Source organism: Frankia sp. Mgl5 (assembly GCF_023242985.1).
GTDB lineage: Bacteria > Actinomycetota > Actinomycetes > Frankiales > Frankiaceae > Parafrankia > Parafrankia soli.
Genome location: NZ_JALKFY010000614.1, coordinates 19004 through 31962, shown reverse-complemented (window position 1 = coordinate 31962; position 12959 = coordinate 19004). Strand labels below are relative to the sequence as shown.

The 12959-nt window shown below is 73.5% G+C and carries 10 protein-coding genes; all 10 read right to left on the bottom strand.

The annotated features are described in order from the left end of the window. Positions 1-24: 24 nt before the first annotated feature. The 10 genes from MXD62_RS14430 to dapA all read right to left on the bottom strand — a co-directional run bounded on the left by MXD62_RS14430 (position 25) and on the right by dapA (position 12891). The gene (locus tag MXD62_RS14430; RefSeq protein ID WP_018504616.1) at positions 25-345 is read right to left on the bottom strand and encodes a helix-turn-helix domain-containing protein; all 321 of its coding nucleotides are present in this window, start codon (positions 343-345) and stop codon (positions 25-27) included. A 171-nt stretch (positions 346-516) separates the two neighbouring features. Then, positions 517-1833 carry a competence/damage-inducible protein A gene (locus MXD62_RS14425; RefSeq protein WP_248829777.1) on the bottom strand — a complete coding sequence of 439 codons (1317 nt, stop codon included), beginning with the start codon at positions 1831-1833 and terminating at the stop codon, positions 517-519. After that, on the bottom strand, positions 1823-2527 hold the full coding sequence (locus MXD62_RS14420) for a CDP-alcohol phosphatidyltransferase family protein (protein ID WP_248829776.1): 705 nt from the start codon (positions 2525-2527) through the stop codon (positions 1823-1825). The genes MXD62_RS14425 and MXD62_RS14420 overlap by 11 nt, the downstream gene beginning before the upstream one ends. Continuing rightward, positions 2524-4311, bottom strand: a complete 1788-nt coding sequence (locus tag MXD62_RS14415) for a MiaB/RimO family radical SAM methylthiotransferase (protein WP_248829775.1) — start codon at positions 4309-4311, stop codon at positions 2524-2526. The genes MXD62_RS14420 and MXD62_RS14415 overlap by 4 nt, the downstream gene beginning before the upstream one ends. Before the next feature lie 95 nt (positions 4312-4406). Then, positions 4407-5432: a helix-turn-helix domain-containing protein gene (locus MXD62_RS14410; RefSeq protein ID WP_248829774.1), complete on the bottom strand. Its 1026-nt coding sequence runs from the start codon at positions 5430-5432 to the stop codon at positions 4407-4409. A gap of 109 nt (positions 5433-5541) precedes the next feature. Next, positions 5542-8103, bottom strand: coding sequence for a DNA translocase FtsK 4TM domain-containing protein (locus MXD62_RS14405; RefSeq protein ID WP_368862401.1), 2562 nt, complete (start codon positions 8101-8103; stop codon positions 5542-5544). A 375-nt stretch (positions 8104-8478) separates the two neighbouring features. After that, positions 8479-9705: a hypothetical protein gene (locus MXD62_RS14400; RefSeq protein ID WP_248829772.1), complete on the bottom strand. Its 1227-nt coding sequence runs from the start codon at positions 9703-9705 to the stop codon at positions 8479-8481. Positions 9706-9719: 14 nt separating this feature from the next. Next, the gene (locus MXD62_RS14395) at positions 9720-10118 is read right to left on the bottom strand and encodes a PadR family transcriptional regulator (RefSeq protein ID WP_248829771.1); all 399 of its coding nucleotides are present in this window, start codon (positions 10116-10118) and stop codon (positions 9720-9722) included. Between the two features lie 104 nt (positions 10119-10222). Then, the gene (locus tag MXD62_RS14390; RefSeq protein WP_020458830.1) at positions 10223-11908 is read right to left on the bottom strand and encodes a ribonuclease J; all 1686 of its coding nucleotides are present in this window, start codon (positions 11906-11908) and stop codon (positions 10223-10225) included. Beyond that, positions 11905-12891, bottom strand: coding sequence for a 4-hydroxy-tetrahydrodipicolinate synthase (dapA, locus tag MXD62_RS14385; protein ID WP_248829770.1), 987 nt, complete (start codon positions 12889-12891; stop codon positions 11905-11907). The genes MXD62_RS14390 and dapA overlap by 4 nt, the downstream gene beginning before the upstream one ends. Positions 12892-12959 lie beyond the last annotated feature (68 nt).

Below are 12959 nucleotides of genomic sequence, written 5' to 3'. Positions count from 1 at the left end.
GCGACCGAACTCAGACGGCGCGGCTCAGGCGGCGCGGTCGACCACCGCCGGGCGGGCCGGCACGACCACGGCGGACGGGCCGCCGACCGGTGTCGGCGCGCTCGCCGCCAGCTCGGCGAGCTCCAGGTCGTCACTGACCTCGCGAAGAAGGTCCGCCAGCCGTACTCCCAACGCGTCACAGATGGACGCGAGCAGTTCCGAGCTCGCCTCCTTCTGGCCGCGTTCGACCTCCGAGAGGTAGCCGAGCGACACTCTCGCCGCCGACGACACCTCCCGCAGTGTCCGGTGCTGATCCTGTCGGCGGCGGCGCAACGCCTCGCCGATCACGCGTCGGAGCAGGACCATCGAGCCTCCTCCTTCGTCCACGGGCTGCGTTCACCGTATACCCGCCGGGCGCCCCTCCGGGGCATCGTTGATAGGACTGTAACGCTGTAAGCACCCCCAAACGGGGATCGGCGCCACCACCCGGCCGATCGGTCGCCGTCCGCCCCACCATCGGGCGGCCGGCGGCGGAGGTCAGTGCGCCCGGGCCTGCTCCGGCAGCCTCGAGCCGCTGGCGCCCGGGCGGCCCTCCAGGGCACGGCGCAGCACGTCTAGGGCCTGCACGACGGCGAACTCGCGGACCCGCGGCCGGTCACCGGGCAGCCGCAGCGAGCGGGACGTCGAACCGTCCGGACCGGCCAGCCCCACGTGCAGGGTGCCGACCGGCTTGCCCTCCTGCTCCTCCGGGCCGGCGACGCCGGTGGTGGCGAGCCCGTAGGTGGCTCCGAGCAGGTCACGGGCCCCGGCCGCCATCGCCTCGGCCGTCGCGGACGAGACCGCGCCCTCGGTCGCGAGGACGTCCCGGTCGACGTTGAGCACGCTCCCCTTCACCTCGGTGGCGTACGAGACGACCCCGCCGCGGAACACGGAGCTGGCGCCGGGGACGTCCGTCAGCCGGCCCGCCAGCAGCCCGCCGGTGAGCGACTCCGCGACGGCGAGCGTCGCTCCCTCGGCCCGCAGCAACTCCAGTACGACGCTCTCCAGCGACTCGTCGTCCCCGCCGTAGACGCCGGCGCCGAGCGCCGCGCGCGCCGCCTGCTCGACCGGGGCGATCAGCGTCTCCGCGGCCGCCCGGTCGGCGGCCCGGGCGGTGATCCGCACCCGGGTCTGGCCGCCGCTGGCGAGGAACGCGATGCGCGGGTTCCCGATCGGCTCGAGCCGCGCGACCTCGTCCGCGAGCGCCTCGGCGACCATCGACTCCCACATGCCCGCCGTGCGCAGCACCCGGTGCACGACCACCGCGGGCTGACCGGCCCGGCGCAGGATGTCCGGCAGCACGCTGCGGGTGAACATGTCGTGCATCTCGAACGGGACGCCGGGCATGGCGTAGACGACACCGGAGCCGATCTCCATGCGGACGCCGGGCGCGGTGCCCGGGCCGTTGGGCAGGGGCTGCGCGCCGACGGGCAGGTCGGCCTGCCGGAAGTTCATCTCCGGGACCCCACGGCCCCCCGTGCCCGAACGCGATCGCCCCAGCTCCTCGAAGCGGCGGCGCAGGGTGGCCTCCTCGGCCTCGTCCCGGCGCAGGCCCACGCCGGCGGCCAGGGCGATCCCCTCGCGGGTCAGGTCGTCCTGGGTCGGGCCGAGCCCGCCCGTCATGATCACGGCGTCGGCGCGTCCCAGCGCGACACCGATCGCGGTCGCGATGTCCGAGATCAGGTCACCGACCACGGTGGACGTCGCCACCTCGACCCCGACGTCGGCGAGCTGGCGTCCCAGCCAGGCCGCGTTGCCGTTCACGATGTCCCCGTAGAGGAGCTCGTCCCCCACCGCCAGCAGCTCAGCGCGCATCGATCTCTCCTCTTCCGGGCCCGGTCACGGCCCCCTGGTCCTCACCCGTAGCCGGCTCGCCCAGGTTTGGCACGTCGGGGGTCGGCATGGCGGGAGCGCCGCCCGGCCGGGCCGCCGTGGTGGCCCGGCGGCGCAGCGCCAGCGCCCGATAGACGTAGTCCGCCCCGGTCACCGCGGCGACGACGACACCGCAGGCGAGGATCACCGCCCGTCCCGTGGCCGCCACGCCCTCCAGCGGCAGGACGTAGAGCCCGAGCGAGATGTTGAGGAGCAGCGTCTTCGCCTTACCACCCCGGCTGGCCGCGATCACCCCGTACCGGATGACCCACAGCCGCAGCAGCGTCACGCCGATCTCGCGGACGGCGACCACGACGGTGACCGCCCAGGGCAGTTCACCGAGGATCGACAGCGAGACCAGCGCGGCACCGGTAAGCGCCTTGTCCGCGATGGGATCCACCAGAATCCCGAAGTCGGTGACGAGGCCGCGGCGGCGGGCGATCGAGCCGTCGATCTGGTCGGTGATCGCGGCGACGGCGTAGGCGCCGAACGCCGCGTAGCGCCAGCCGTCGGTGTCCGGGCCGGCGAACAGGAAGGCCACAAAGACCGGCACCAGGGCCAGCCGGATGATCGTCAGGATGTTCGCGATGTTGAGGACCGGCGGCTTCGGCGCCACCAGGTCGCCGGTGCCGGTCACGCCACGCCCGAAGGGTGGCCCACCGCGTCCATCGGGCCGACCCCGTCCGGGATCGGCGGCAGCACGGAACCCGCCCCGGCCGAACCGACCGGCCCGGCACCGGCCGACCCGGCGCTGGCCAGCCCGGCGCCGGCGCGGTCGAGCACGCCGGTGAACTCCGCGATCAGGTCGACGCCCTCGGCCGCCACGACCCGGGCCGCGACGAGGTCCCCGACGGACACGCCGCCCGGTGGCCCGCCCGCGGGCAGGCGGACCGTGCAGGAGCCGTCGGCGTCGGCCTGCTGGTGCCCGGCGCAGCCGTACCCGAGACCGCCGGCCACCTCCTCGACGAGCACCTCGACGGTCGTGCCGATGCGGCGCTCGGCGCGGGCTGCGGTGAGCTGCTCGACGAGGTCGGTGACCTCGGCCCGCCGGCTCTCGATCTCCTCGGGGTCGACGTGGCCCGCCATCCCGGCGGCCTCCGTCCCCTCCTCGTCGGAGTAGCCGAACACCCCGACGGCGTCGAGGTCGGCGCGCTCGAGAAAATTCACCAGGATGTCGACGTCCTCGTCGGTCTCACCGGGGAAGCCGACGATCACGTTCGAGCGGGCGCCCAGGTCGGGGAGCAGCGCGCGGGCCCGCCGCAGCAGGTCCAGGAAGTCGGTCGAGCCGCCGAACCGGCGCATCCGCCGCAGCACCGCCGGGCTGGCGTGCTGGAACGACAGGTCAAGGTAGGGCGCCAGGCCCGGCGTCGTCAGCAGCACCTCGAGCAGGGACGGCCGCAGCTCGGCCGGCTGGAGATACACGGTGCGGACACGAACAATCCCCGGAACGGCGGCCAGCCGGGGCAGCAGCTTCTCGAGCGCCCGCAGATCGCCGAGATCCTTGCCGTAGGACGTCGAGTTCTCGCTGACCAGGACGAGCTCGCGGGCGCCCTGCCCGGCCAGCCACTCGGCCTCGGCCAGCACCTCCTCCGGCCGGCGGGACACGTGCGAGCCGCGGAAGGACGGGATGGCGCAAAAGGCGCAACGGCGGTCGCAACCGCTCGACAGCTTCAGCGGCACGACCGGGCTGGAGGTGAGCCGCCGCCGGCCGGTACCGGCCACGCCCTCCCCCGCCGGCTCCACCAGGCCGGCCAGGTCCGCCAGGTCCGTTGCCGGGCGGCTGTTCGCCGCCGGTCGGCCGTCCGGCGACGGAAGGACACGTCCACCACCGGGGAGCTGGATGTGACCGGGGATGTGCGGCGAGTGCGCCGCGCGGGAGGCGTCGCCCCGCTCCACCGGAGAGATCGGCAGCAGCGTGCGCCGGTCACGCGGGGTGTGCGAGGCCGGCGCCGAGCCGGCGAGCACCGCGTCGAGGTGCGCCGAGATCCGCGGATACGCGTCGAAGCCGAGGACGGCGTCCGCCTCGGGCAGCGTGTCGGCGAGCTCCCGGCCGTACCGCTCGGCCATGCAGCCCACGGCCACGACCGCGCGCGGCCCGCCCGACGCGGTCGCCCGCCCGGCGGTCGCGCCGCCGCCCGGCCCGTCATCGCCGGACTCACCGTCACCCGGCCCGTTGTCACCGGGCCCGTTGTCACCGGGCCCGCGCAGTGCGTCGGCGGCGAGCAGGGCGTCGATCGAGTCCTTCTTAGCCGCCTCGACGAAACCGCAGGTGTTGACCAGGACGGCGTCCGCGTCGGCGGCGTCGTCGACCAGGTCCCAGCCGTCGGCGGCGAGGCGGGCGGCGAGCTCCTCAGAATCCACCTCGTTACGGGAACACCCGAGCGTGACGAGAGCTACCCGGCGGGTAGGACGAGGAGACACGGACTCAGGCTACCGGGGCGCCCGCGGACAACGCGCCGACGGCCCCGGCCCGGCGTGGTCGACCCGAGCCGAGGGCCAGCCCGCCAAGCCCGACGTCAGCCGGTCGGCGGGGCCGTCATCGCCAGGCCGCCGGCCGCGAGGCCGCCCGTGCTCGGCCCGTCGACCGTGCAGCCACCGCCGGTCGCGGCGAGCGCCAGCCGGATCGTCACGACCTCGCCTGACTTGCCGGCCCGGCCCAGGCTCGCGCCGTTGCAGGAGAGGTCGACCGCGCCCGCGTTGCCCATCTTGATCTCCAGGGCGCCCTCGGAGGACACCTCACGGCTGTCGCCCTGCTGCAGGAGCTGCTCGAACAGCACCCCCCGCTTGCTGTCGCGGATCTCCAGCCAACTCTGCGCGTCGAGGGCCTGCACCCGCACGTTCACCCCGGGGGGCGGGGTCGTGGGCGCCGGGGCCGGCCCGGGGGGCGCCGTGGCGGCCGGGGCGCTCGGCGGCGCGCTCGGCCGGGGCGTGGCCGAGTCGTCCGAGTCGCCCCCGCCCGAGGGCAGCAGCAGCGCGACGAGTGCCAGTGCGCACACCACCACCAGCGAGATGATCATTGCCGGTGCCCAGCGGAAGCCGCCAAGGCCGCGGTTGCGCCCCGCGCCACCGTGCAGCGGGTCGAACTCCGGCGAGGCGACCACGACTGGGGACGGCACGTGCTCGTGCCCGGCGTCGTACACCGCCAGCAGGGGGCCGGGCTCGAGCCCGAGCGTCGTCGCGATGCTGCGCAGGTGCCCGCGCGCGTAGACGGAGCCGCCGCAGCCGGAGAAGTCGTCCTGCTCGATCCGCTCGATCAGCGAGGCACGGATTCTCGTCCGGTCGCTCACGTCGTCGATCGTCAGGCCCGCGGCCCGGCGCGCCGCCGCGATGACCGAGCCCAGGGACTCCTGAGCCGCCCCGCCCGGGGCCGACTTGTCCGGAGCTGCCTTGCCCGAAGCCGACTTGTCCGGAGGCACCGGCTGCTGGGGCGCCGGGATCTGGACCGCGGGGCCCGGGGCCGCCGGCTTCGCGGTCACCGGTTCGAGAACCTCCGACCCGGGACTCGCCGACTCGGGGGTCGCCGGTTCGTCCGCTGACTGCATGAACGAACCTCCGCACCCGTTATGCCACTGGCGCCGCTGGCGTGCGCCAGCTGATATTACGGTCGCCGGCCGACCTCCGACAGCTGGCAACGGACCTATCCTGACTTTCTTATCCGCTGCGGAGTGTCGTGAGAAGTCCTTCCAGCTCGTCGGGCATCACGAGCACGTCGCGGGCCTTGGAGCCCTCGCTGGGCCCGACTATCCCGCGGCTTTCCATCAGGTCCATCAGGCGGCCGGCCTTCGCGAACCCGACCCGCAACTTGCGCTGCAGCATGGACGTCGACCCGAACTGGGTGCTCACCACCAGCTCGACGGCCTGGAGGAACAGCGCCATGTCGTCGCCGATCTCCTCGTCGATGTCCTTGCGCGCCTCGCCGCCGCCCTCGAAGACGTCAACCACGAAGGTGGGCTGCGCCTGCTCCTTGGTGTGGTCGACAATCGCGGAGATCTCGTCCTCGGAGACGAACGCGCCCTGGATGCGGGCCGGCTTGCTCGCCCCCATCGGCAGGAACAGCGCGTCCCCGAGGCCGACGAGCTTCTCGGCGCCGGCCTGGTCCAGGATCGTCCGGCTGTCGGCCAGCGACGCCGTGGCGAAGGCCAGCCGGGACGGCACGTTCGCCTTGATCAGACCGGTGACGACGTCCACGGAGGGCCGCTGTGTCGCCAGCACCAGGTGGATCCCCACCGCCCGGGCCATGGCCGTGATCCGGCAGATCGCGTCCTCGACGTCGCGCGGGGCCACCATCATGAGGTCCGCCAGCTCGTCGACGATGGCGAGAATGTACGGATACGGGGTGTAGACCCGTTCCGAACCGGGCGGCGCGACGATCTCGCCCGCCCGCACCTTCCGGTTGAAGTCGTCGACATGGCGAACACCGCAGGCCGCCAGGTCCTCGTAGCGGTTCTCCATCTCCTTCACCACCCACTGCAGCGCGTCCGCCGCCTTCTTGGGATTGGTGATGATCGGCGTGATGAGATGGGGAATGCCCTGGTAGCTCGTCAGCTCGACCCGTTTCGGGTCGACGAGGACCATCCGGACCTGGTCCGGGGTGGCACGGGCCAGCACGCTGGTGATGAGCGTGTTGATGCAGGTCGACTTACCCGCCCCGGTGGCGCCCGCGATGAGGATGTGCGGCATCTTCGCCAGGTTCGCCAGGACGTAGCCGCCCTCGATGTCCTTGCCGAGGGCCACGACCAGCGGGTGCGGGTTCCCGGTCGCCTCACCGCTGCGCAGGACGTCGCCCAGGGACACCAGCTCGCGGTCGGTGTTCGGGATCTCGATGCCCACCGCGCTCTTGCCCGGGATCGGGCTGATGATCCGCACGTCGGGGCTCTTGACCGCGTAGGCGATGTTCTTTCCGAGCTGGGTGATGCGCTCGACCTTCACAGCCGAGCCCAGCTCCACCTCGTACCGGGTCACCGTCGGGCCACGGGTGAACCCGGTGACCTTGGCGTCGACCTTGAACTGCGTGAAGACGTCCGTCAGGGAGGCGATGACACCGTCGGTGGCCGCCGAGCGCACCTTCGGCGGGGTGCCGGAGCGCAGCAGCGTCGGCGACGGCAGCCGGTAGGCACCGTCCGTCGGCGGGACGAGGTACTCGATGTCATCCGGGCCGGGCGGCTGGGCCGGGGACGGTGCGGACCCCGCGGCCGCGTCGCCCACGGCGGCGCCCGCCCGGCCACGTGCCCGCCGCGAACCGGCGCCCGCACCGCCCGCACCGCCCGCACCGACGACCGGGGCGACGCCGTCCGCCTCCTCCTCGCCATCGGTCAGCCCGGCGACGTCGGCGAACAGATCCGAGGGGTCCAGGGCCTCGGCGTCCGGCACCGCGGCCCGGCGGGACCGACCCGACCGGGAACGCCCGGCGCCGGCCGGCTCGTCCTGCGCGCCTGCCGGACCGGCGCCCGCCAGCTCGGCGTCGAGGTCGAAGACGCCCTCGCCGGACCGGGAGCGTCCGGCGCGACCGCGTCCGCGCCGGCCCCGCGGCGGCGCCTCGTCCTCGAGCAGCTCGTCGATGACACCGTCGCCGGCATCACCGTCAGCGTCGAGATCGTCGTACTCGTCGTCGAACTCGTCGTAGGAATCGCCGGGCGCCCGGATCGGGACGGTGAGCCGGTCGGCGAGCTCACGCAGCTTCTCCGGCACCTGGCGGACCGGCGTCGCCGTCACCACCAGCAGCCCGAAGAAGGCGATGAGCAGCAGCAGCGGGACGGCCACGTAGGGGGTCACGGCGCTGGCCAGCGGCGCGCTCCCGAGCAGCCCGAGCATGCCGCCGCCGTCGCGCAGCCTGCCCGTGCCGTCGGCGAAGTCCGGCAGGCCACGGCCGATGTGCAGCACGCCGAGGATCCCGACGGCGACCGCGGCCCAGCCGATCACGACCCGGCCACGGCTGTCCGGATCGGACGGCGAGCGCACCAGCCGCCAGGAGGCACCAAGGCAGAACAGCGGGACCGCCAGCGCGCCGACGCCGACGAACAGTTCCACCCCCGCGGCGACGAAGGCGCCGATCGGGCCCCCGGCCCCGCCCCACAACGCGGCACCGAGCAGGATCGCGGCGCCGAACGCCGCCAGGCCGAGCCCATCCCGCCGGTGCCCGGAGTCGATGCGCAGATCCCGCGTCCCGCGGCCGAAACGGCGCAGCAGACCGCCGAGCATGCCGGCGGCGGCCATCCAGCCGTGGTAGACAGCTTTGATCACCGCCTGGGCGATCAGCAGCTGGACGGGTGCCCGTGGCGCGGTCGTCCGCCGGCGGGTGCTCGCCCCACGGGCGGCACCGCCGCGGGTGGACGACCCGGCGCGGCTCTTGGCCGGAGCCCGGCCGGTACCACCGGAGCCGCCGGATCGCGCCGTGGCCGTCCGCGGCTTGGGTTGCGCCTGCGTGCGCGCGTTGGACGTGCGTGTGGCCACGCGGAGAAGGTACCCGGGAAGTGACGCGAGTCGCTGCAACCCAGACTATCCGGGCGCGCCACATCCGTGGCCCCGGGCATCCTCCCCGCCCGGTCGGGCCATCCACCCGCGGCCGAGCGCTCGGCTGACGAGAAGCCGTCAGATCAGGGTCGGCGGCACGCCAGCCGGCCCCGCGGGGCCCTTGGCCGACAGGATCCGCTGGGCACGCCACGCGTCGACCAGCCCCGCGGACAGCAGAACGGCCAGTGTCAGAGCGATCTGGGTGACCCGCTGGTAGAAGGTCCAGTGGTCGACCCACGCTCTCAGCACCGGGAGCACGCAGAGGACGACACCGCAGGCGAAGACCGCGGCTACCCAGCCCGGCCGCCGAACACCCGCGATCACGCCCAGCAGGCCGCCCGCGAGCAGCCCCTGCGGCACCGTCTCGGCGAGTGATCCGTAGAAGGAGCTGCTCCAATAGCCCGCCGAGGACAGTCGCACCGTGCTGAGGAAGCCACCGTCGGGCGCCGTCCAGAATCCGAACTGGTAGCCGAAGGCGCCGAGGAGCGCGGCCCAGCCGAGGACGGCGCCCGTCGCCGCCACCAGGCCCCGGGGGCCCGCGCCCGGTCGCCCGGGCGCTCGCGTTGCCGCGGCCCCCGCCAGTGCCGGGACGGCCAGCACCACCAGCACCAGAAGCAGCGACAGCGGTGGGCGCAACAGGTCGGTGTAACGGCCGAGCGCGAGCACCGCCCCGGTGGCGGGATACGTCACCACGAGTGCCACCCGCATGATCCGTCGCCTGCCGGCGACGGCGGCGGCGAGGGCGACCAGCCAGGGCACGAAGACCAGCGGGCCGGTGGTGAGGAAGGGCCCTAGCCCCCGGTCCGCCCATGGGTGCGCGACGGTGGGCCAGGCCGCCAGGCGCTGATCCACGGCCGGCTGCCGCTCGGCCATCACCAGGCAGACCGCGCTGAGCCCCGCGCCGATGGCCAGTGCCAGCGCCGCGGTCGCGCCGCGTACGCCGGCCGGCAGAACGCCGGCGCCGACAGCGCACCTGGTCGCCAGGCCGTGCACGACGAGGTCAACCGCCTCCGCCCTGCTCGGCCGGGTACGCCCGGCCGCCTCGGCGCCGTCGAGCAGCGTGCCGAGGAGCTCCTCGCCGCGGGCCTCCCGCCAGCGGCGCGGGTAGCAGAGCAGCAAGCGGCGGTAGGCGGTCTCAGGCCCCGGCGGCTCGGCGCCGCCCGGCCACTGGGCGCCAGGTGGCTGATCAGCGCCACCTGGCAGGTCGGCGCCACCTGGCAGGTCGGCGCCACCTGGCAGGTCGGCGCCGCCTGGCAGATCAGCGCCGCCCTGGTGCGACCGCGGGTCAGGTATCTCCGTGCTCATCGTCCGCCGCGCCCTCAGCCGATCGCCGGGGCGCTTGGGGGCGTCGGCCTGGCCACTCGCGCGAACGCCGCCGCCGGGCCCGTCGCGTGCCGGACGCGCAGGCGCAGCCTGCGGTCAGCCTCGGCGACGTTGGCCCGCAGCCGCTCGGTCTGCTCCGTGAGCACTCCCGCCCCGTCATCGGTCAGCGCGTAGTACCGCCGCAGCCGCCCGTTGACGACCTCCTCGCGCTCGACGCGCACGAGGCCCTCGCCGGCGAGGCGGTCCAGCGCGCCGTAGAGCGTGCCCGGCCGCATGGTCACCCGACCGCCCGATATGTCCGTGACCTCGCGGATCACCGCGTACCCGTGGCGCGGACCGTCAGCCAGCGCGGCGAGCACCAGGAACGTCGGTTCCCGCATGTCCTCCATAGCCATACGCGCAAAGATATACCGTCGCACGGTATATATCGACCAATTGACTATCAGGACAAAGAACCGGCCCTGGACCATGGGGCTGGTCCAGGGCCGGGAGGACCTGCTCAGACCTCCAGGACGACCGGGAGGATCATCGGGCGGCGGCGGTAGCGGTCGTTGACCCAACGACCGACCGTGCGCCGGACGAGCTGCTGCAGCGCGTTCGTGTCGGTCATGCCGGAACGCATCGCGTCGGCGAGGGCGTCCGCGAGCTTGCCGCGGACCTCCTCGAACGCGGCCCGGGAGTCGGAGAAGCCGCGGGCGGAGAGGTCCGGGCCGACGACGACCTTGCCGGCGGCGGCGTCCACCACGACCGTGATCGTGATGAAGCCCTCCTCGCCGAGGATCCGCCGGTCCTTCAGGCTCGACTCCCCGACGTCGCCGACGGCGAGCCCGTCGACGAAGACCATCCCGCAGGGCACCGCCCCGGTGATCTCCGCCTGGCCGTCGATGAGGTCGACGACCATGCCGTCCTCGGCGATGATGACCCGGTCCGGTGGGACGCCGGTGGCCTCCGCGAGCGCGCCGTGCGCACGTAGGTGCCGCCACTCACCGTGGACGGGCATCATGTTCGACGGCTTGGTCGCGTTGAGCACGTAGAGCAGCTCACCGGCCGGGGCGTGCCCGGAGGTGTGGACCATCGCCACGCCCTTGTGTACGACCCGAGCGCCCCACCTGGTCAGGCCGTTGATCACCCGGAACACGGCCGTCTCGTTGCCCGGGATCAGGCTGGAGGCCAGGACGACCGTGTCGCCCTCCTGGATCCGGATCGCGTGGTCCCGGTTGGCCATGCGGGACAGCGCGGACAGCGGCTCGCCCTGCGACCCGGTCGAGACCAGGCAGATGTTGCGGTCGGGAAGCGAGTCGACGTCCCGGCTGTCGATCACCAGGCCGGGCGGCACGCGCAGCAGGCCGAGATCACGGGCGACACCCATGTTGCGGACCATCGACCGGCCGATGAAGCAGACCGACCGGCCGTGCGACTCGGCGGCGTCGAGCACCTGCTGCACGCGGTGGACGTGGCTGGCGAAACACGCGACGACGATGCGCCTGTCCGCCTCGCGGAAGACCTTGTCGAGCACGGGGGCGATCGCGCGCTCCGAGGCGACGAAGCCGGGGACCTCGGCGTTGGTCGAGTCCGAGAGCAGCAGGTCGACGCCCTCGCGGCCGAGCCGGGCGAAGCCGCCCAGGTCGGTGAGCCGCCCGTCCAGCGGGAGCTGGTCCATTTTGAAGTCGCCGGTGTGCAGCACCAGGCCCGCGTCGGTGCGGATCGCGACCGCGACCGCGTCCGGGATGGAGTGGTTGACGGCGAGGAACTCGAGGTCGAAGGGACCGAACGAGTGCCTCTCCTCCTCGCGGATCTGCAGGGTCACCGGCTGGATGCGGTGTTCGGCGAGCTTGGCCACCATGAGCGCGAGCGTCAGCCGGGTGCCGACCAGGGGGATGTCACGCCGTTCGCGCAGCAGGTACGGGACGGCGCCGATGTGGTCCTCGTGCGCGTGCGTGAGGATGACCGCCTCGATGTCCTGCAGGCGGTCCCGGATTGCGGTGAAGTCCGGCAGGATGAGGTCGACGCCGGGCTGGTCGGTCTCGGGGAAGAGCACCCCGCAGTCGACGATGAGCAGCCGCCCGGCATGCTCGAACACGGTCATGTTGCGACCGATCTCACCGAGGCCGCCGAGCGGGATGATCCTCAGGCCGTCGGCACGCAGCGGCGGTGGGGGGCCCAGCTCCGGGTGCGGATGCATCATGAGGCCGCCGTCCCCGGGACGACCGCGGCGGCACCCGGTCCCGCGGGCCCGGGCGGGGGCCCGGGATCGAGCACGGCCGCGGCCAGGTCGGCACGCAGCTGGGCTCGTTCGGCCTCCGTCGCGTCGACGAGCGGGGAGCGGACCGGCCCCGCGGGCAGGCCGGCCATGGCCAGCGCCGCCTTTGCCGTGATCACACCCTGAGTGCGGAAGATTCCCTGATATGCGGGCAGCAAGCCCTTGTGGAGCGCGATCGCCCGACCCACCTCACCGGCCCCGAAGGCCTCGATCATCGCCCGAATGGCGGGGCTGGCCACGTGACCGACGACACTGACCACACCGCACGCACCGACGGACAGAAGCGGAAGATTGAGCACGTCCGTGCCCGAGTAGTAGGCGAGGCCGGTGTTGGCCAGTACCCACGAAGACGCGGAGAGATCGTCCTTGGCGTCCTTGACCGCGACGATACGCGAGTGCTCGGCCAACTTCAGGAGAGTCTCGGTCGCGACCGGTACACCGGACCTGCCGGGAATATCGTAGATCATCACAGGCAGGGATGTCGCGTCGGCGACTGCCCGGAAGTGCGCGAGCAGCCCGGCCTGCGGCGGCTTGTTGTAATACGGCGCGACCACGAGCAGGCCGTCGGCGCCCGCCTTCTCGGCCGCCTCGGCCAGCTCGACGGTGTGCCGGGTGTCGTTCGTGCCGACACCGGCGATCACCTGGGCGCGGCTGCCGACCGCGTCACGGACGACGCGCACCAGGATGTCCTTCTCGGCATCCGACGTCGTGGGCGACTCGCCCGTGGTGCCGTTGATGACCAGCGCGTCATTACCGGCGTCGACGAGATGCTCCGCGAGCGCCGCGGCGCCGGGGACGTCCAGCCCGCCGTCCGCGGTGAACGGCGTGATCATCGCCGTGATCATCCGCCCGAACGGGGCCGGGGGCAATGCTGACATACCTGCCACGCTAGCGGGCACCTCCGACATCTCCTCCGACAGTCGCCGAGCGGCGCCAGTCGGCGGCCCCCCACCGCGGGCGGGCGGCACCGACCGGA